Origin of the sequence: Salipiger abyssi (assembly GCF_017311415.1) — a bacterium.
GTDB lineage: Bacteria > Pseudomonadota > Alphaproteobacteria > Rhodobacterales > Rhodobacteraceae > Salipiger > Salipiger abyssi_A.
The window spans coordinates 108,693-128,240 of the sequence record NZ_JAEKIS010000005.1 but is presented as its reverse complement, the minus strand read 5'-3'; the positions used below and the strand labels follow the sequence as shown (position 1 = coordinate 128,240).

The 19,548-nt window shown below is 66.7% G+C and carries 13 protein-coding genes; 6 read left to right on the top strand and 7 right to left on the bottom strand.

Annotated features, from left to right (window positions below; all coding sequences use genetic code 11):
* Positions 1–37: 37 nt before the first annotated feature.
* From I6N89_RS08825 to I6N89_RS08810, 4 genes are read right to left on the bottom strand one after another with little or no spacing between them, the layout of a single operon-like run.
* Positions 38–3,376 (bottom strand): error-prone DNA polymerase, encoded by a 3,339-nt coding sequence (locus I6N89_RS08825; protein ID WP_207017968.1) that lies wholly within the window; start codon positions 3,374–3,376, stop codon positions 38–40.
* Positions 3,373–4,863 carry a Y-family DNA polymerase gene (locus tag I6N89_RS08820; protein WP_207017966.1) on the bottom strand — a complete coding sequence of 497 codons (1,491 nt, stop codon included), beginning with the start codon at positions 4,861–4,863 and terminating at the stop codon, positions 3,373–3,375. Before I6N89_RS08820 ends, I6N89_RS08825 begins: the two co-directional genes overlap by 4 nt.
* Entirely contained in the window at positions 4,778–5,365 is a 588-nt protein-coding gene (locus I6N89_RS08815) for an ImuA family protein (protein ID WP_207017963.1), read from the bottom strand. Before I6N89_RS08815 ends, I6N89_RS08820 begins: the two co-directional genes overlap by 86 nt.
* A 48-nt stretch (positions 5,366–5,413) precedes the next feature.
* Positions 5,414–6,883 carry a hypothetical protein gene (locus I6N89_RS08810; protein ID WP_207017962.1) on the bottom strand — a complete coding sequence of 490 codons (1,470 nt, stop codon included), beginning with the start codon at positions 6,881–6,883 and terminating at the stop codon, positions 5,414–5,416.
* A 382-nt stretch (positions 6,884–7,265) separates the two neighbouring features.
* Between I6N89_RS08810 and I6N89_RS08805 the strand changes: the two genes are divergently transcribed.
* The 6 genes from I6N89_RS08805 to I6N89_RS08780 all read left to right on the top strand — a co-directional run bounded on the left by I6N89_RS08805 (position 7,266) and on the right by I6N89_RS08780 (position 15,574).
* A complete protein-coding gene (locus I6N89_RS08805; RefSeq protein ID WP_207017960.1) occupies positions 7,266–7,871 on the top strand; it encodes a 2-hydroxychromene-2-carboxylate isomerase in 606 nt (201 codons plus the stop codon).
* Between the two features lie 313 nt (positions 7,872–8,184).
* Positions 8,185–10,590 (top strand): glucosylglycerol hydrolase, encoded by a 2,406-nt coding sequence (gene gghA, locus I6N89_RS08800; RefSeq protein WP_207017958.1) that lies wholly within the window; start codon positions 8,185–8,187, stop codon positions 10,588–10,590.
* 291 nt (positions 10,591–10,881) lie between these two features.
* Positions 10,882–11,730 carry a hypothetical protein gene (locus I6N89_RS08795; protein WP_207017956.1) on the top strand — a complete coding sequence of 283 codons (849 nt, stop codon included), beginning with the start codon at positions 10,882–10,884 and terminating at the stop codon, positions 11,728–11,730.
* A 199-nt stretch (positions 11,731–11,929) separates the two neighbouring features.
* Positions 11,930–13,315, top strand: coding sequence for an IS1182 family transposase (locus I6N89_RS08790; protein ID WP_207017954.1), 1,386 nt, complete (start codon positions 11,930–11,932; stop codon positions 13,313–13,315).
* 376 nt (positions 13,316–13,691) lie between these two features.
* Entirely contained in the window at positions 13,692–14,834 is a 1,143-nt protein-coding gene (locus I6N89_RS08785; protein WP_207017952.1) for a M24 family metallopeptidase, read from the top strand.
* Positions 14,831–15,574, top strand: coding sequence for an Asp/Glu racemase (locus I6N89_RS08780; RefSeq protein ID WP_207017950.1), 744 nt, complete (start codon positions 14,831–14,833; stop codon positions 15,572–15,574). Before I6N89_RS08785 ends, I6N89_RS08780 begins: the two co-directional genes overlap by 4 nt.
* Here I6N89_RS08780 and I6N89_RS08775 read toward each other — a convergent pair.
* From I6N89_RS08775 to nirD, 3 genes are read right to left on the bottom strand one after another with little or no spacing between them, the layout of a single operon-like run.
* Positions 15,558–16,517, bottom strand: a complete 960-nt coding sequence (locus I6N89_RS08775; RefSeq protein ID WP_207017949.1) for a glycosyl transferase family protein — start codon at positions 16,515–16,517, stop codon at positions 15,558–15,560. The two genes, I6N89_RS08780 and I6N89_RS08775, sit on opposite strands and share 17 nt — an antisense overlap.
* Positions 16,514–19,147 (bottom strand): nitrate reductase, encoded by a 2,634-nt coding sequence (locus tag I6N89_RS08770; protein ID WP_207017948.1) that lies wholly within the window; start codon positions 19,145–19,147, stop codon positions 16,514–16,516. Before I6N89_RS08770 ends, I6N89_RS08775 begins: the two co-directional genes overlap by 4 nt.
* Complete coding sequence (gene nirD, locus I6N89_RS08765; RefSeq protein ID WP_207017947.1) at positions 19,147–19,479, bottom strand: nitrite reductase small subunit NirD; 333 nt, start codon at positions 19,477–19,479, stop codon at positions 19,147–19,149. The genes I6N89_RS08770 and nirD overlap by 1 nt, the downstream gene beginning before the upstream one ends.
* Between the last annotated feature and the right edge of the window lie 69 nt (positions 19,480–19,548).

Sequence of the window (19,548 nt, the reverse complement as noted above, 5' to 3'; positions counted from 1 at the left end):
GGCTCGGGGATGGAGCAGCTATCTAAACCCACCTCGCTCAATGAAAATCCCGGCTCGGGAACAGCCGCTTCGCCTGCTCGCGCGGATGCCGGGCGCGGGGCGGGTAGCGTGGCGGGCGCGGGGCGTCGTCGGCGGCGGGGGAGGTGATGCCCACCGCCTCGTCCAGCGGGTGGCCGAGATCGGAGAGCCGCGCCGACATGTCCTCGATCCGCTCCGCGATCAGATGCACCACGATCCCCTCGCGTTGCAGATGCCCGCGCACCCGCAGCAACCGCCCGCCCATCACCACGCGGCGATAGCGCGCATAGACCTTTGGCCAGACCACCACGTTCGACACGCCGGTCTCGTCCTCCAGCGTCAGAAAGATCACTCCCGAGGCCGTTCCCGGCCGCTGCCGGGTGATCACCAGCCCGCAGACGCTGAGTCGCCGCAGTGGCGTGGTCGCCAGCTCCGCATGCGGTATGAGCCCGGGCAGGGCGGGGCGCAAAAGCTCCATCGGATGGGCGCGCAGCGACAGCCGCGTGGCGACGTAATCCTCCACCACCTCCTCGCCCAGATGCATCGGCGGCAGCGCCACCGCAGGCTCGCGCAGCCCCTCGCCGTCGAGCGGATCGGAGAACAGCGGCAGCGGTGCGGGCGCCCGGATCGCGCGCACCTGCCAGAGCGCATCGCGCCGGGTGAGCCCGAGCCCGGCAAAGGCATCGGCCTCGGCCAGCCGTTCCAGCACCGCCGGCGCCAGACCCGCCCGGAGCCAGAGGCTCTCCGGGTCGGGATAGCCGTTGCCGCGTGCTGCCGCGATCCATTCCGCCTCCTCCTTGCCGAATCCCTTGATCTGACGAAACCCCAGCCGCAGCGCCAGCGCGCCGTCGGCGCGGCGCTCCAGCGCGTTGTCCCAGCCGCTGCGGTTGACGCAGATCGGCCGGATCTCGACCCCGTGCTCGCGCGCGTCGCGCACGATCTGGGCGGGGGCGTAGAACCCCATCGGCTGGGAATTCAGCAGCGCGCAGGCAAACACCGCCGGGTGGTGGCATTTCAGCCAGGAAGAGACATAGGTCAGCATGGCAAAGGCCGCCGCGTGGCTTTCGGGAAAGCCGTAATCGGCAAAGCCCGCGATCTGGGCAAAGCAGCGCTCGGCGGTCTCGTCGTCATAGCCGTTCTGCCGCATCCCGGCGAGGAAGCGGTCGCGATGCTCGCCGATGGTGCCCATGCGGCGGAAGGAGGCGAGCGAGCGGCGCAGCTTGTCGGCCTCCTCTGCCGAATAGCCGGCGCCGACCACGGCGATCTGCATCGCCTGTTCCTGAAACAGCGGCACCCCCAGCGTCTTGCGGGTGACCTCCTTCAACGCCGGGCCGAAGGGCTCGGGCTCTTCGAGCTTCTGGCGGCGGCGGATATAGGGCTGCACCATGCCGCCCTGGATCGGGCCGGGGCGCACGATGGCCACCTCGATCACCAGATCGTAGAAGGTCTCGGGCTTCATTCGGGGCAGGAAATTCATCTGCGCCCGGCTTTCCACCTGAAACACCCCGATGGCGTCGGCCCGTTGCAGCATGGCATAGGTGGCCGGATCCTCCTGCGGCACGGTGTCGAGCCGGTGGCGGAGGCCCTCGTGATCCTTCAGCAGGCCAAAGGCCTTGCGGATGCAGGTCAGCATGCCGAGGCTGAGCACATCGACCTTCAGTATCCCCAGTGTGTCGATATCGTCCTTGTCCCATTCGATGACCGTTCGGTCCTCCATCGCGGCATTCTCGATCGGGCAGAGCGCGTCGAGCCGCCCGCGGGTGATGACGAAGCCGCCCACATGCTGCGACAGGTGGCGGGGAAAGCCGATGATCTCGCCGATCAGCTCAATGGTCTGGGCGAGCCGGCGGTCCGAGGGATCGAGCCCCAGCTCGCGGATGCGCTCGGGATCGGCGCCGCCATCGGACATGCCCCAGATCTGCCCGGCCAGCGCGGCGGTCACGTCCTGGCTCAGCCCCATCACCTTGCCGACCTCGCGGATTGCCGCGCGCGAGCGGAAATGGATCACCGTGGCGCAGAGCCCGGCGCGGTGGCGGCCGTATTTCTCATAGATCCACTGGATCACCTCCTCGCGCCGCTCGTGCTCGAAATCCACGTCGATATCGGGCGGCTCGCCACGATGGCGCGAGACGAAGCGTTCAAAGACCATGCCGATCATGTCCGGGGTCACGTCGGTGATGCCGAGCAGGAAGCAGAGCACCGAATTGGCCGCCGAGCCGCGCCCCTGGCAGAGGATGCCTTCGCTGCGGGCATGCGTCACGATGTCGTTCACGGTGAGGAAATAGGCGGCAAAGCCCAGCTCGCCGACCACCGCCAGCTCCTTTTCCATGAGCTTGCAGACCTTCTCCGGCGCGCCGTCCGGGTAGCGCCGGACCAGCCCCGCTTCGGCAAGGCGCCGCAGCCGGCCCTGGGGCGTTTCACCGTCGGCGATCTCGTCGGGGTATTCGTAGCTGAGTTCCGACAGATCGAAGGCGCAGCGCGCGGCGATCTCCAGCGTGCGGCGCAGCGCGGCGGGGTGGTTGCGGTAGAGTCGCGCCATGTCGGGGGCGCCCTTCAGCCGGCGCTCGGCATTGGGCAGGGCGCGGGTGCCGATGGCGTCGATGGTCAGCCCCTCGCGCAGGCAGGTCAGCACATCGGCGAGCCGGCGGCGCGATGCGCGGTGCAAAAGCACGTCGCCCACCGCGACCATCGGCGCCGAGAGCCGCAGCGCCGCATGGGCGCAGGCGTCGAGCCAGGCCTGATCGGAGCCGTCATAGCGCGGCGCGGCGCCGAGGAACACATGGCCCGGGTAGCGCCGTTGCAGGGCGCGGACCGGGGCGGTGGCCTGCGTTAGATCGGGCGGCGGCAGGGCGATGAGGATCATGCCGGCGCAGCCCTCCAGAAGATCCTCCAGATGCAGCCGGCACTGGCCCTTTTCGGCGCGCCGCTTGCCGGTGGAGAGCAGCCGCGCCAGCCGGTGATAGCCGGGCCGGTCCACCGGCAGGGCGAGCCATTCCACCGGGTCGTCCTCGAGCACCAGCCGGGCGCCGGTGATGAGCTTTGGCAGTTGCGGCGCGGCGGGGTGGGGGATCTCCTCCGGCGTGCCGATCTCCTGCCGCGAGCAGCTGTCCACCCGGTGCCGGGAGCGGATGCGCAGCGTTTCCTCGGCCTTTTCCCTCAGGATCTTCAGCGCGCTATAGGCCCGCACCACGCCGGCCAGTGAATTGCGGTCGGTGATGGCGATGGCGGCGAGGCCCAGCTCGGCGGCGCGGGCGACCAGCTCTTCGGGATGCGAGGCGCCGGTGAGGAAGGTGAAATTCGAGGTGACATACAGCTCTGCATAGGCGGGGGGCGTGGGCTGGGGCAGGGCGGCGGTCATGCGAATTCCCCCTGCACGAACCAGCCCGGCTGCTGCGGCGTGTGAAAGAGCCAGAGCCGGCGGCCCTGACGGGTCTCGACCTGCCAGTAATCGCGCACGCCGCGCTGCCAGTTGTCGTCCGGCAGCCACCATTCGGGCGCGATGCGCTCGGGGCCGGTGGCGCGGGCGGTGTCGAGCGCCATGGCGCGCCAGCGAAAGCGCCCGGGCGGGCGCGGGCCGGTGGCGGCGATGGGCTCGGGCGGGAACAGCCGCAGCGGGCGCGGGCGCGGCGCGTGCCAGCCCGTCGCGGCGCGGGAAAAGGCGGCGGGGGCGATGGAAAAGGCGCGCTCGGGGATATGGCTGTCGGCGGGCAGAAAGCGCTGCACGTTCTCCAGCCCGATGCGGGTGCCGATCCGGGTCACCAGATCGTCGAGCGCCGGGCCGCCCGCCGCGCCCGCCGCGACCGGGCCGCCGAGCTGCTGCACCTGCAGCGCCTCGACCTGCGTCGCCTCCAGCCGCAGCTGGTCGATGCCGAAGCCCGCCTCGGCGGCCTCCACCCCGCGGGCAAAGAGCGGCAGGATACGCGCGGCGTCGCGCATCGGGCTGGCCAGCCGCAGCTCCACCGACTGGCTGCCGCCATCGACCCGGCGCAGGCTCAGCGTCAGCACCCGCGCGCCGGCCTCCTGCGCCAGCAGTTTGGCGCAGAGCGGCTCCAGCAGCCGGGCGGCGCCGGCCATCACATCCTCGGTGCGGCCGATAGGCTCGGGCAGGCTGAGGCGGACGCCGTAATGCGGCGGATCGGGCTCCGGCGTGACCGGTTCGGGCTGCGCCCCGAGCGCCTGATCGAGCCGCCGCAGCGGCTCGGGGCCGAAGCGGCGGGCGAGGGGGGCGCGCGGCGTTGCGGCCAGATCGGCGATGCGGCGCAGGCCCAGCCGTTGCAGCCCGGTGACGGTGTCCGGGGCGAGGCGCAGCGCCTCGACCGGCAGCGGCCCCAGCGTCGCCAGCCCGTCGCCGGGCGGCGCTGCACCCTCGCCGTGATGCGCCAGCGCCCAGGCGGCGCCGCGCGTGTCGCCCAGCCCCAGCCGCAGGCTTAGCCCGGCGCGGGTGGCGCGGGCGCGCATATCCTCCAGTATCGCCGCCTCGCCGCCATGCAGATGCGTCGCGCCGGTGACATCGAGCACCAGCGCATCCTGCCCCTCGATCCCGACCCAGGGGCAATAGCGCGTGGCCCAGCGGCGCAAGGTGGACAGAAAGCGCGCCTCGCGCGGCGGATCGGCGGGGGCGGTGATCAGGTCGGGACAGAAGGCGCGGGCATCGGCGAGGCTCATGCCGCGATAGAGCCCCAGCGCCTCGGCCGGCGCGTTGAGGCAATGCAGCCGTTCGGCATTGGCCTGGGTCAGAAGCAGCGCGAAGGGCGCCCCGTCAACCGGGCGCGCGCGCAGAGCCCGGTCGCTCGCCAGCCGGGGGAACCACATGCAGACGATGCGCCGTGTCATCCCATCGAACATCCCAGGCCCCAAGTGTTCCCGATTTGTTCTTTATAATTTCCCAGCGCAGCGCTGTCGAGTCCTCGCCCTCTGCCGCCAGCCGGGGCGCGGCGTGCCAGCGGGTCTCGGTGGCGTTGCTGCCCATACCCTCGGGGATCAGGCAGAGCCCCGTCGTGGCGCCCGCCTTGGCGGCCAGTTGCAGCCGCCGGCCCTGCCGCAGGTCGAGCGGCTGGACGATCTCGGTCACCACCAGCGGCACGGCGCCGTCGCGCAGCGCCTCTTCGCTGACCGCCAGCGCATCGACCTGGCCGGGCGCCTGCGCGACGAGCAGCCGCGCCGGATCGAAGACCCGCGCCAGCCCCAGAGGGTGCAGCGCCTGATGATCCCAGCCCTGCCGCACCCAGAGCACCGGCCCCGTCCCGCGCGCGGCGAGGATCGCGGCAAAGCTCGTGGCGCCGGGGCCGCAGACCTCGTGGACGCGGGACCGGCGCAGGGGAAAGCACTGGGACAGATTCGCGGACATGGTCACAGGATACACGGGCAGAGGGGGCGGGCGGAAGGGCCGGGAGCGCTACAGTATCCAGATCCCCAGCACGCCCAGGGTAAAGGCCAGCGCGCCGCCATAGAACTTTGTCGCGCTGGTTTCCGAGGCGACGCGCGTCAGCTCGATCAGGGGCCGTGTGACGAACAGCATCGCAGCGGCGTAAAAGAGGTTCGCCGCGACGATCGCGATATGCAGGAGAAGCGGCAGCAGCGTGATCAGGATCATCCAGTTCCGGATTGCCGAATATATTGGAATATAGCTCCAGAATCCGCGCAGGATCGTGGCTGCGTCCGAAATCACCAGGCCGCCCGTCGCGACCAGTGTTTTGAAAAAGGTCGGTTGCATCGAAAGGGTGGCGGAGATCGGGGTGGTCGACAGCGTCATGTCGCCAAAGAGCGAGCGTGCCTGCGGGGCATTTACGACGGCATCTGATGCGTTCGCAGAAAGGCCCTCGTCCAGCGCGTTGAAAAGCGTACGCCATGGGTCGGCGAGAGCGGTGCCGTGCTGAGCGTAATAGTCGAGAACGCGCGGAGCGAAAACATCTTTCACGTAATGGGTGAACTGCGGCCGCAGGTTTTCAGGGAACAGGTAGCTTTCGTAAAGCCGCTCGGTGAGATGGGTCAGGATCGGACCCAGAAAATAGATGATGGCGGTCACGACAAAGAACAGCACGACGCAAAAGGCGAAATCCAGAAGTGCCGAACCGAGGATGATACCGCCGCGGTAGATATCCCTGTCGAGCCGGATCTCCTTGGAAAAGTAGATCAGCGCGGTGGTGATGAGGCAGGAAAGATAGAGGCTTGGCAGCAGGACCGTGGCATAGAAGGCCGAGGTGAACCAGCCGGATCTCTTTAAGATGGAGGTCGAAAGTTCGGAACTCAGGCCGAGATAGGCGTCCCCCTCCGCCAGAACAAGCGACAGATGTGTCCGCGCTATCTCTTCCCCCAGGCCCAGAAGAAAGATCGAGGTTTCGAGATCGTCGGTGTCGCCGGTGCTGAAATCCATGTCGCTGGACCAGTAAGGTCCCATGGATTGCAGATTGGCTGTGAGAGAGGCGGTATCAAGGATGAGAAAGCCGGCCTCCCTACAGAGTGGCACGTTCCCGGTCACGACAAGGCAGTTCCTCGCGCTTGCGAAATCGCGGATCACCCTGACCGTGCTTGTCAGGTGATCGGTCTGCGGCACCGGCTGATTGCGCAGCAGATGCGCGTTCAGCTCGAATCCCGAGATCGAGAGGACGAGGAATGCCAGGCTCCAGAGCGCCGCCCGGCGGAGCTGCCGCCCGGGGCGGAGAAAGCTGCCGAACAGCGCCCGCACCGCCGCCCACGACCTCTGCTCCGACACGAGGAACAGCCCTTTGCGGAAGACGTTTTCGAGCAGGCGGAGAAGCGCCGCATTCGCCTCGTTGATGATCCGGCGTACGGCGGAGTTCCGATTGCGATCCAGCCAGAACAGGATCAGGCAAAAACCGTAAAGCGCGGTGAAAACAAGCTTCATGCTTTCTCATGCCCCGGGCGTGGGCGGTGATCAAGCGGGATGCGGCAGGACAGGGGCACCCTCTGCTTGCCCGTGCCGCAGCATATTGCAGAGCGCCCGCGACGCGGCGGCGTTTCAGGGTGGGGCGAAATCTTGGCAGGGCGGGGCGGGGCGCAGCCGGTTTCGATTCAAATTTGCCTGAAAACCGGGCGTTCGCCTGTCCGGAGAGATCTTTCTGCCGAAACCTCCGGCACAGGATCTGCACGGAACACACGGCCCTGCCCATTTGTTGACAAGCCAAGCGCATCGCGCGCCGACTGATATCAACGATCCGGTTCGGGGCTCCGAGGAGCCGGGGCCGCCGAGGAGGACCGCCACGGAAACGCTGTGCCTGGGGGCTGCCATGAGCAAGGTCATCGAGTATTACTTTTCGCCAGTGTCGGGATACGCCTATCTGGGGCATCAGGCCCTGATGGCGCTGGCGCGCGAGACTGGCGCGCATGTGCGGTTCCTGCCGATCATCCCGCATCAGGTCTATGAGGCCGCCGAGACCGTCGCGCCCTTCGACCAGTCCGAGGTGCGGCGCAGCTACCGTATCGAGGATCAGGCCCGCTGGGCGCGGCTGCGCGGGCTGCGCATGGCGAAAGTGCCGACCCATTACCCGACCTGCCCGCGTCTCGCCGGTCGTGTGATCCTCGCCGCCGGTCGGCTGGGGCTCGATCAGGACGCGATCAGCATGGCCTGCCTGCGCGGCGTCTGGGCCGAGGGCCGCAACATCGCCGATCCCGGTGATCTCGGCGAGGCGCTGCGCCAGATCGACATGCCCGCCTTCGAGCTGCTGCATGTGGCCGAAAGCGAAGAGATCCGCGACGAGGCCGACGCGGTCACCCAGCGCGCCATCGCGGCAGGCGTGTTCGGCTCGCCCACCTATGTGATCGAGGGCGAACGTTTCTGGGGGCAGGACCGCATCGACTTCATGCGCGAAACGCTGATGAAGGCCGCCGCCTGAGGGCACAGATCGGTCTTACGTTATCCATTGCCCCACAGACAGGCAGCCTGACGACCAATCCCCCCGTTCCCGCCGGATCGGGGGATTTTGCGTTGAAGCCGCGCCGCATCGCTTTAGGTTGCTTGCTTGAACACGGCGCGGTTGCGGCTCTCCGCCCGCCGCTCCGGCAGGAAGAGGTCCGTCCTGCGCTTTCGGGCGCCGCGCGCGGGCATCTGGCGCCGTGCCGCTCTTCCTTCACATCCGAAGCCATCGCGCAGGGGCGGCAGGTGCATTTCGCACACTGTGCCTCGCGCAACGACAGGACAGAGACGACATGAAAGACATGCCCTCCATCGCCAGCGACCCCGACGCAGCCGCCGCCCGCGCCGCATGGTGCCAGGAGGTGCTCAACACCGCCCCGGACCGGTTCGCCGCGGGGCGCGCGATCGCCCGGCGGCTGGGCGCGCTGGTGGAGGGCGACAGGGTCGAGTTCGGGTTCTGGACGCCGGAACTGCTCGACTGGCGCATCGCCGATGGCGACGTGTTCCTCGAAATCCTGCGCCCGCGCGAGGAGCTCGACCTCATCGCGAGCCAGGCCGATGTCACCTTCGACCGCGCGCTGCTGCCGGTGGCGCGCTGCGAGGGCTTCACCTTTGCCGCCGCCACCGGGCTGATCTCCGGCGACCGCGACAGGATCGGCGATTTCTACGCGCTGACCTATCGCGATCACGAAGGGGTCTATCACCGCATCCTCGACCCGCTCGCCGCCTCGCTGCCCTTCGGTGCGTTCTCTCCCGCCGAGATCTACGATGTCGGCGCCATGCAGGCGCGGCGGCAGGACAAGGGCTATTTCGAGCAGGTGAAGAAGGACGGGCCGCATAAATTCGCGCCACCCACCTCGATTTTGCAGGTGCATGTGCCCACCGCCACGCCGGGCGGCACGCTGGCCTCGCTCACCCGCCAGTTCGAGCGGCTGGCCGCGCGGGTGGCCAACGGGCTGGTGCTGGAACCGGACGAGGAGCTGTTTGCCGGATACGACGCAGTGCAACTGCTGCCTGTGGAGCCCACCACGGTCTACGAAGCCGGCCCGGATTTCTGGACCGATACCGAGAGCGATGAGACAAGCGTCACCGCGCATCTGATGCGCCCGGACACGACGAACTGGGGCTACGATATCGTGATCTCGGGCATGGCCACGGTGAACCCGGTGCTGCTGGAGACCGCGCGGCCCGACGAGCTGGTCGATCTGGCGGCGGTGCTGCACAATTTCCCGCGCTGGCCCAAGATGCTGGTGCTCGACGTTGTCTTTGGTCACGCCGACAACCAGGGGCTCGGCGCGCTAAACAGCCATTTCTTTGCCGGGCCGAACATGTACGGCCAGAATCTCGACTACCATAACCCCTTCGTCCGCGCGATCCTGCTGGAGATGCAGCGCCGCAAGGTGGATTTCGGAGCCGACGGCGTGCGCGTCGATGGCGCGCAGGATTTCAAATGGTGGGATGTCTCTATACAGGAGATGCGCCATGACGACGAATATCTGCAAGAGATGTCGGATATCGTGCAGAACGTCGCCGGCGTCGATTATCACCCGTGGTTCGTTTTCGAGGACGGCCGCCCCTGGCCGCAGGAAGACTGGGAGCTTTCCTCCGACTACCGCGCGGTGATCGAGAGCCAGAAAGAGACCGATCCGGACGTGTTCCAGTGGGGGCCGCTGACCTTTGCCCACAACACGCCCTTTATCTACACGTTCTGGCTGTCGAAATACTGGCGCCTTCAGGAGATCCTGAAACGCGGCTCCAACTGGATTTCCGGCACCGCCAATCACGACACGCTGCGCCGGGGCACGCAGGTGAACCCCAAGCTCAATATCAACACCCGTCTCGGCGACACCAAGATGGAGATCCTCGACAAGGCCTATGACAACCCCGCCGTGTCGATCCTGACCTATGCGGCACTGCCCGGCGTGCCGATGGATTTCCTCAACGCCACCGCGCGGGCAAGCTGGGGCTTTATCCGCAATCAGGACGACAAATACGGCGTCAAGGTCGTGGCGGAGGAGGCGATCTCGCTGAAATGGCAGGTGGACGAATACAGCTATTCGATCCCCGGCGCCTTCCGCTGGCTCAAGGAGCTGGGTTTCGAGACCCGCGAGGATCTGGCGCGCTTTCTCGAATTCCTGCCGGCGCTGGTCGAGGTGACCGATTACGACCTGCACACCATCGCCACGCTGCTGAACGCGGTCGAGCCGCCGCTTTCCGGGCCGCGCCCCTTCACCGTGGGCACGTTGAAACAGATCGCGCGGGCCTGGATGGATGATATGCACGAATACTGCAACGTCTCGCATTCCACGTCGAAGCTCGACCCGGCGCAGACCAATGCCATGCGGCGGCTGCGCATGTTCCGGCTCAACAACCCGTGGCTGCGGCAGAATTTCCGCGACGACGATCATTTCCGCTATCTCGAACCGATCGAGGGGCGCACGGTCTTTGTGGCGCTGCGCAACGCGCCGGAGGGGGGCGAGGTCTTTGTCGTCTGCCATATGGAGGGCGGCGAGACCGAGGATATCGACCCGCTCGACCTGCTGCCCGACAGCGTCAGCCGCAACGACTGGCACCTCACGATCCGCAGCCCCGGGATCGGGCCGGACTATATCGGCGGGCCGCTGGTGCTGCGCGATTCCATGGGGCTGGTCTTCACCCGCGGGATCGACGTGACGCCGCTGGCGGGTGAGCCGCACTGAGGGGCGTGCTGGCGGAGCATCGTGTTTCTTCGGTGCTCCTCAGCGGATTTTCTAGCCGTTTCGCATTGGCTTGGGCGGGTATGAAGGTCCGGTGAGCGGGAAACCTGCCGTTCGCCGCAGTCGCTTGATCTTTGCCGCAGAGACGAGACGTTTTGCGCGAAAGGCAGGAAGTCGACTTTCGCCGCGGCACATACCAACGCCCGCCTCGAGCCGACCTCGATTGTTGTAAGGAAAATCATCTTTTGATAGTAATTTTGGGACATCATCGAAGATACGCCTGAGGACATTTCAATGAGTTTTCCAATTCCATCTCGTCGCAATCGCGATACGGTTGATGTTGAAAGGGATGAAAGGAAAAGGCGGAAGAGTCCTGGCTCATTTTTCTACTCTCAAGGCCGCGGCCAAGTGTTGGCCGCCAGTTACTTTACGGACGAGAGGCTGGCGAAATCAGCTCGGGGTGGAATTGCACTTAAACATCGTCACCGAATTCACTTGGCGTTGTTTGGTCAGCTCATGGCTTCATTTGAGTATTTCTTGAAAGATTTTGTGGCGAAGGCGGTTGATGCTACAACCCTCCTTGATGAGAAAATTAAGAAAGAGAAGTGGCTCGAAATTAATGTGGATCGGGTCTTAGCAAATCGCTCTGGTATGGCCACAATTGGTTCAACTCTCGTTCACTCCACGCTTGGATGGCATTCTCCCGCGCAGGTAAATGCCAGATACTGTAGCCTCTTTAATAGGAATGCCTTCAGCGCTCGAGAAGTGGAAACATTGGAAAAGCTTTGGGTGCTTAGGCACTCGGTAGCTCACAACGCTGGGATGATCATACACTATGACGCCACACGTATCGGCGACGAGCTGCTCGCAGACCATGCTGCCGACATTGATGCAGCATTTATAACAGAAACCTTCAATTTCCTGAGCCCAATTGCAAAAACGATTTGCGAGGAATGTGGTGGAAACCTGCTGAGACAACAATTCCTGCCTCTACATGAACGTGGGCCGGACTATATTGCTGATATATCCGTTTACGCTCGACTAAAGCCTATTTTCGAATATGTGGAATCCAGATCCCAGGAATTATCGCGAACTGATCAGCGTTCATATCGAGCGGATTTTGCTCAGTTTAGCTCTCCTTGAGATGAATTGTGGCTACTCCTTCACCTGACGAGCCAAGGGATAACGCAAGACTCGCGGCGAATGTCCACATAGATAAGCTACACTGTGACACGCCCACCTGTGGTCGATGTCCGCTTTGGGCCTATTCCGTTGAAAAACTCGTGCTTGATCGAGGCACATCTGGCTGATTCAATTCCTCCAGAGGGTTGGAGGATCTGCAATGATGGGACGACGGCAGGAGGCGCAACCGGAGCTCTTCTACGAGTTCTCGCTGGAGGATCACGTCCCGCAGAACCACTTGCTCCGCTCTATTGATCGGTTCGTCGACCTCTCAGGCATCCGCACCCATCTCGCCAACTTCTACAGCCATACCGGCCGCCCGTCGGTCGATCCGGAGCTGCTGATCCGCATGCTGTTGGTGGGGTATTGCTTCGGCATTCGGTCGGAACGGCGACTTTGCGAAGAAGTGCATCTGAACCTCGCGTATCGCTGGTTCTGCCGGCTCGATCTGAGCGACCGCATCCCTGACCATTCTACGTTTTCGAAGAATAGGCACGGCCGGTTTCGTGACAGCGAACTGCTACGCCACCTGTTCGAGACGACCGTCGCGCGGTGCATCGAGGAGGGCTTGGTCAGCGGTCAGCGCATGGCGGTGGACGCCAGCCTGATTGAGGCGGACGCGAACAAACAGAACTCGACGCCGAAGGAGGACTGGGATGTCGCGAAGATTGATCCAGCCGATGCTCCCCGCGCGGTGCGCGAGTATCTCGACACTCTGGATGAGACCGCGTTTGGTGCCGCCAGCGCAGTGCAGCCCAAGTTCACGTCGCATTCCGATCCGGCGAGCCAATGGACGGCAGCGCGCAAGGGCCCGGCCTTCTTCAGCTATTCCGACAACTATCTGATCGACACCGATCACGGCGTGATCGTCGATGTTGAGGCGACGCGGTCGATACGGCAGGCCGAGGTCGGCTCGACCAAGACCATGCTGGATCGCGTGAGGGCCAAGTTCGACCTGCATCCTGAACGGCTGATCGCGGACACGGCCTACGGCACCGGGCCGATGCTGGGCTGGCTGGTCGACCGTAAGATCGCGCCGCACATCCCTGTCTTCGACAAGTCCGCGCGCACCGACGGCACCTGGAGCCGGGTGGACTTCGAGTGGGACGCCAAGAACGATCAATACATCTGCCCCGAGGGACACGCGCTGAAGCAGTTCCGCCGGAACTACTCCGATCCCAATCGGGGGCCGACCGGCAAAGGGACGGCCAAATACCGCTGCCTGAAGCACACCTGCCAGGCCTGTCCTTCCAAGGCGCGTTGCTGCCCCAACATGGACTTCCGATCCATCACCCGCGAGGAAAACGAAGACGCCCGGCAAGTGGCCCGTGACATCGCGAAGACCGACCAATACGTGATCTCGATGAGGCTACGGAAGAAGGTCGAGATGCTCTTTGCACACCTCAAGCGCATACTCGGCATGGGACGGCTCCGATTGCGGGGTCCATGCGGCGCAAACGACGAATTCCTCCTCGCTGCCACCGCCCAGAACCTCCGCAAGCTGGCCAAGGTCTTTCCCGCACCGCAGCAACCGCGGAAAGCCTGACAACAAAGGCACTCACGGCCGTTTCAAGTGGATCATTGCTGCGGTCGCGAGCGGGACTTTTTCCACGGAATCGGCCGATTACCGTCGCAGGTTCGCTGTGCTCGCGAGACGCTGCATGCGCATTAGCTGGAAATAAGGGCTCACTCCTGCTTTCGCGGCATCCGAGCAAACCACCGCTTTCAATCTCCCGTAAATCATCAGGCTCCGCGCTATCCCCGCAAAGCCCGTCCCGCCTGACCTCTCACATCGGACACGGGCGAGGCAGTGGCCGCCCTCAGTCATCCGGTTTTGCCCGCCGGTGTCGCCCAAGCATTGACCTGGAGGTCAAAGCGGCCTCCCATGAGGTCATGCGCTTTTCCGTTCCGCCCGCACGGCCATGATCTTTCCCGAGGCCGAATACCGCGCCCGACTCGGCGCCGTGCAGACCGGCATGGCGCGGGCGGGGCGCGATGCGCTGCTGCTCACCACCGAGCCCGAGATCCGTTATATATCGGGCTTCCTCACCCGGTTCTGGGAAAGCCCGACGCGGCCCTGGTTCCTCATCGTGCCGGTGCGCGGCGATCCGGTCGCGGTGATCCCAACCATCGGCCGGCCGCTCATGGCGCAGGGCTGGATCGCGGATATCCGCTGCTGGTCCTCGCCCGATTACACCGATGACGGCGTGGCGCTGCTGGCCTCGGCGCTGGCGGAGCTTGTTCCCACCGGTGGTGCCATCGGTATGCCGAGCGGCGGCGAAACCCATCTGCGGATGCCGCTGGAGTCCTGGGCGGCATTGCGGGTAGCGCTGCCGTTGCGCAGCTTTGGCGACGATGCGGGATTGATGCGCCGCCTGCGCATGGTGAAATCTGCTGGCGAGATCGCCTGTATCGAACATGCCTGCGCCATCGCCGGGCGTGCCTTTGCCCGGGTGCCCGAGATCGCCCGCGCGGGTGTTCCGCTGAGCCATGTATTCCGTCGCTTCCAGATGCTGTGTCTGGAGGAGGGCGCCGACTGGGTGCCCTATCTCGCCGGCGCGGCGGCGCCGGGCGGGTATGCGGATGTGATCTCGCCCGCGACCGACGCGCCGCTGGCGGTGGGCGATGTGCTGATGCTCGACACAGGGCTCGTGCGTGACGGGTATTTCTGCGATTTCGACCGGAATTTCTCCATCGGCCCCGCGTCGCACGCGCTGCGCGAGGCCCATGCCGCGCTGATCGCCGCCACGCAGGCGGGCTTTGCCGCCGCGCGCCCCGGTGCGCGGGTCTGCGATCTTTACGACGCCATGGCGGGGCTCACCGGCGGCGGGGCGGAAAGCGGGCGGCTGGGGCATGGGCTCGGCATGCAGCTCACCGAGCCGCCGTCGCTGATCCCGGCGGACGACACCGAGCTGCTGCCCGGCATGGTGCTGACGCTTGAGCCGCTGATTTCCATGGGGCAGGGCCGGATTCTTGTGCATGAGGAGAATATCGTGATCACGGAAGAGGGCGCACGCTGGCTGTCACCGGTTGCCGCGCCGGAGATCGTGGAGATCGCCGCATGAGCGCGCCGCTGCCCTGCCGGCTGGGGCCGGCGCGTGCGGCGCTGGGGCTCATCGTGCTGCAATCGGACGAGACGGTGGAAGGCGACATGCGCCGCCTGATCCCCGCCGCGACGCGGTTTCTGGTCAGTCGCGTGCCCTCGGGTGCAGAGGTCACGCCGGAGACGCTGGCCGAGATGGAGGGGCATCTGTCGCAGGCCGCCGCGCTTTTTCCGCCCTGGGCGCGGTTCCGCGCGGTGGGTTATGCCTGCACCTCGGGCACGGCGCAGATCGGCGCGGGCCATGTGGCCGGGCAGATCGGCGCGGCGGTGAAGACCGAGGCGGTGACCGAGCCGGTTTCGGCGCTGATCGCGGCCTGCGGCGCGCTGGGACTGCGTCGTTTGGGGCTGATTTCGCCCTATGTGGCGCCGGTCTCGGCCCGGCTGCGCGCGGTGCTGGCGCAGGCGGGGATCGAGACGCCGGCCTTCGGCAGTTTCGAGCTGGCCGAGGAGGCGCTGGTGGCGCGGATCGGGCCGCAAAGCCTGCATGACGCGGCGCAGCGGGTGGCGAGCGAAGCAGCGGTGGACGGGCTGTTTCTCTCCTGCACCAACCTGCGCACGCTGGCGGTGCTGCCGGAGCTGGAGGCGGCGCTGGGCCTGCCGGTGCTGTCGAGCAACCAGGTGCTCGCCTGGCACATGATGCGGCTGGCGGGGATTGCGCCGCCGAAACGCGCGCCGGGGCGGCTGTTCACGCAGGCGAGGTAATGGGGCGTTTCTCCCAGAGCGCCCGTGCGTTGGCCATCGCCTCCGTATGCCCCAGCGTGTCGAGCGCCAGCGCGGCGGTGCCCAGAACCACGGCCTCGGCAAAGCGATCCCGCCGCTGACCGGACCAGAGCGCTGAAAGCAGCTCAATGTCGCTGGTGCCGTCGTCGAGCCGCCGCGTCTCGTCGGGCAGTAGCGCGGGAAGGCTGGTCTCCCAGGGCTGGCCGCCACGCAGACCGAAGATGGCGATCTCCTTGCCGGGATGGGTTTCGACCTCGCCGCCGCCGCCCTTGATCACGCTCAGCGCGTCGAGCCCGAGGATCTGCCCGGCATCGGCCTGCAACAGCCGGTAGGAGGGGTGGAACACGCCCTGCACGCCGGCCTTGGCGCGGCCCGGGTTCAGCATCCGGCAGACCGTGTTGATGCAGGAGCGCAGATGCAGCACCTCGCGCAACCCGAGCAGTCTGAAGAGCGGCGGAGAAAGCATCTCCAACGGCAGATAGGCGATGCCGTGGCGGTCGAGCAGCGGCGCGGCCTGATCGGGTGTCTCGGCCACCGGTATGCCCGCCGCCGCCAGCCCGCCGCGCACCGCGTGGTCGGCGCCGTTCCATCCGTGCAGCAGCACGCTGTGGCCGGCAATCGCCACCAGCCGCGCCGAGAGCAGGAACCAGGGCAGGCCGCGCGTGCGCCCCGCCGCGTAGCTGGGCCAGTCGAGCGCCGGGCGCGGCAGCGGCGGCAGGCTGGCCTGCGCGGCGCCGGCAAAGCCCGCGATCTCCTCGGCGGTTTCGCCCTTCATCCGCAGGAGCATGAGCAGCGCGCCCACCGAATGCGGGTCGGCCTCGCCAGAGAGCATCAGCCGCATGGCGTCTTCCGCCTCGTCGCGGGTCAGCGAGCGCGACCGCCCCGGCCCGCGCCCCAGCGTGCGGACATGGGCGCCAAGGCTCATTCCGCCGCTTCCATGGTCTGGGTGCTGGCGAGGATCGCCGCCAGTTCGGGCCGGCAGGAGCCGCAGTTGGTCCCCGCCTCCAGCGCCGCGCCGATCTGATCGACGCTGACAAGCCCCTTTTCCTCGATTGCCGCGAGGATGGTGTTGAGCCCGACATTGAAACACGAGCAGACCAGCGGGCCGGGGTCGGGCCGGTCGGCGGGGGGCTGGCCGGTGAGCGCGTCGGGCGCGTCAGAGCCGGGCAGGGTGGCGAGGAAATCGCGCTTCACCGCCACCGGCTGCGGCCCGGCGAAGAGCGCGGCCAGAAGTTGCCCGTCCTGATGAAAGGCGATGCGCGCCAGCCCGCGCCGCCGGTCGATCAGCGTCTGAACCTCCGCGTCGGGCAGCCCGAAAAGCGCGCGCGCCTCCGCCTCCCAGTCCTCCGGCTGCGTGCTGCCCGCAAGCTCGGCGCGCCAGCCCGCCCGGGTGCGCGCCCGCGCCCAGTACGCGCTGCGCGGGATCATGGCGCGCGAGGAGACGGCGAACCCGTACCAGGCGGCCTGGAATTTCGTCACCGCCACGACGCTGGCCTTGCTTTCGGGTTGACCCGAAACGGGGTCGGTCACCGCCGCCACCAGCGCATCGACGCGGGCGCAGGGCGCGGTCTCGCCGGTCCAGTGCATCGGCGCAAAGACATCGCCCGGCTGCTGCGCATCGGTGAGCCGCGCGCGCAGGATGGCACGGCCCTCGGGGCTCTCGACGCGCACGAGATCGGCATGCGAGATCCCCAGCCGGGCGGCATCGCCGGGATGCAGATCGAGGAAGGGCTCGGCCAGATGCGCCGCCAGACGCGGCGAGCGTGCGGTGCGGGTCATCGTATGCCACTGGTCGCGGATGCGCCCGGTGTTGAAGCGGAACGGGTAGCGCGGCGCCTGTTTCGCCTCGGGCGGGCGGTAGCGCACCGGCACCATGCGGGCCTTGCCGTCGGGGTGGTAGAACTTGCCGTCGGCAAAGAAGCGTCCGCCCTGGCGTTCGGCGCTCTGCGGCCAGTGGAAGGGGGCCATCGCGTCATAGGCGCGGTCGTCCATTTCGGCCTTTCCCGAAATATCGAAATCACGCCCCAGCTTGCCCGCGACGCCCGACAGCGCCGCATATTCGCAAAAGATCTCGGCGGGCGAGGCGTAGTCGAAGGCCTCGTACCAGCCCATGCGGCGGCCCACCTCAGCGAGAATATCCCAGTCGGGCCGGGCCTGCCCCGGCGCGGGCAGAGCGGCGCGCTGGCGGCTGATGAGCCGGTCCGAGCCGGTGACCGTGCCCTCCTTTTCGCCCCAGGCGGTGGCGGGCAGCAGCACGTCGGCGAGCCGCGCGGTGTCGGTCTCGGCGGTGATGTCGGACACGACGACAAACTCGCAATCGGCAATCGCTTGGCGCACCGCATCGGCATCGGGCATCGAGACGGCGGGGTTGGTGTGGATGATCCACAGCGCCTTGATCCGGCCCTCGCCCGCGGCACGGAACATCTCGACGGCCTTTAGCCCCGGCCCTTGGGCGATCTGCGGCGAGCCCCAGAATTCATGCACCGCCGCGCGGTGATCGGCGTTTTCCAGCTCCAGATGGCAGGCCAGCATATTGGCAAGCCCACCGACCTCGCGCCCGCCCATGGCGTTGGGCTGGCCGGTGACCGAGAACGGCCCCATGCCGGGCAGACCGATCCGTCCGGTGGCGAGGTGACAGTTGAGGATCGCATTCACCTTGTCGGTGCCGGAGGAGGACTGGTTGACCCCCTGGCTGAACACGGTGACCACCTTTTCCGTGCGGATCCAGAGATCGTAGAAGGCGCTCAGCTCGGCGTCGGAAAGCCCGGTCACCGCGTCGCGGTCGCTGGAGGCGGCGGCGAGCGTTTCGTCGAACCCGTTCACATGGGTGACAAAGCGCTTGTCGACGGCGCCCGCGTCATGGATGGCGCAGAGCAGCCCGTTGAAGAGCGCCGCGTCGGTCCCCGCTTTCAGCGCCAGATGCATGTCGGCGCCGTCGCAGCTCGCGGTGCGGCGCGGATCGATGACCACCAGTTTCATCTCCGGGCGCTTTTTGCGGGCGCGCAGGATGCGCTGGTAGAGCACCGGGTGGCACCAGGCCAGATTGCTGCCCACCAGAACCACCAAGTCGGCCTCTTCGAGATCCTCATAGCTGCCGGGCACGGTATCCGTGCCGAAGGCCCGCCTGTGCCCCGCCACGGTGGAGGCCATGCAGAGCCTTGAATTCGTGTCGATATTCGCCGCGCCGATATAGCCTTTCATCAGCTTGTTGGCGACATAGTAATCCTCGGTCAGCAATTGGCCGGAGACGTAGAAGCCCACGCTCTCCGGCCCGTGCTGCGCGATTGTCTCCTTGAACCGGCTAGCGACCAGCGACAGGGCGCTGTCCCAGTCGGTGTCGGTGCCGCCCACGCGCGGGGCCAGCAGGCGGCCCTCAAGGCCGACGGTTTCGCCAAGGGCGGAGCCCTTGGAACAGAGCTTGCCGAAATTCGCCGGATGATCCGGGTCGCCCCGCACCTCGAGCCCGCCCGCCGCATCGGCGCTCAGGCAGACGCCGCACCCCACGCCGCAATAGGGGCAGGTGGAGCGGATTTCGCAAACCCTGTCGTCTTTCATCACGCGGCACTCCGCTTGGCGACCGAGTCGCCGTCGAGCAGGATGCGCCCGTCTTCGAGCCGCACCGGATAGGTGGCGATGCGGCCCTCGTCGGCGCCCTGCGCCTCGCCGGTGTTCAGGTCGAACACCCAGTTGTGCAGCGGGCAGGTGACCTTGTGGCCATGCACGATGCCTTCCGAGAGCGGGCCCTGCTTGTGCGGGCAGGTGTTGGAAGCGGCAAAGACCTCCGTCTCGTCGGTGCGGAACACCGCGACGCAGCCCACTGCGGTCTTGACCAGCCGCGCCCCGCGCAGCGGCACGTCTTCGATATGTCCGATGTCGATCCAGCTCATGCGAGCGCCTCCGGTTGGGTTGCGGTATGTCCCGCCCCGGGCGCGACCCGGGGCCGCCTGTGCCAAGGG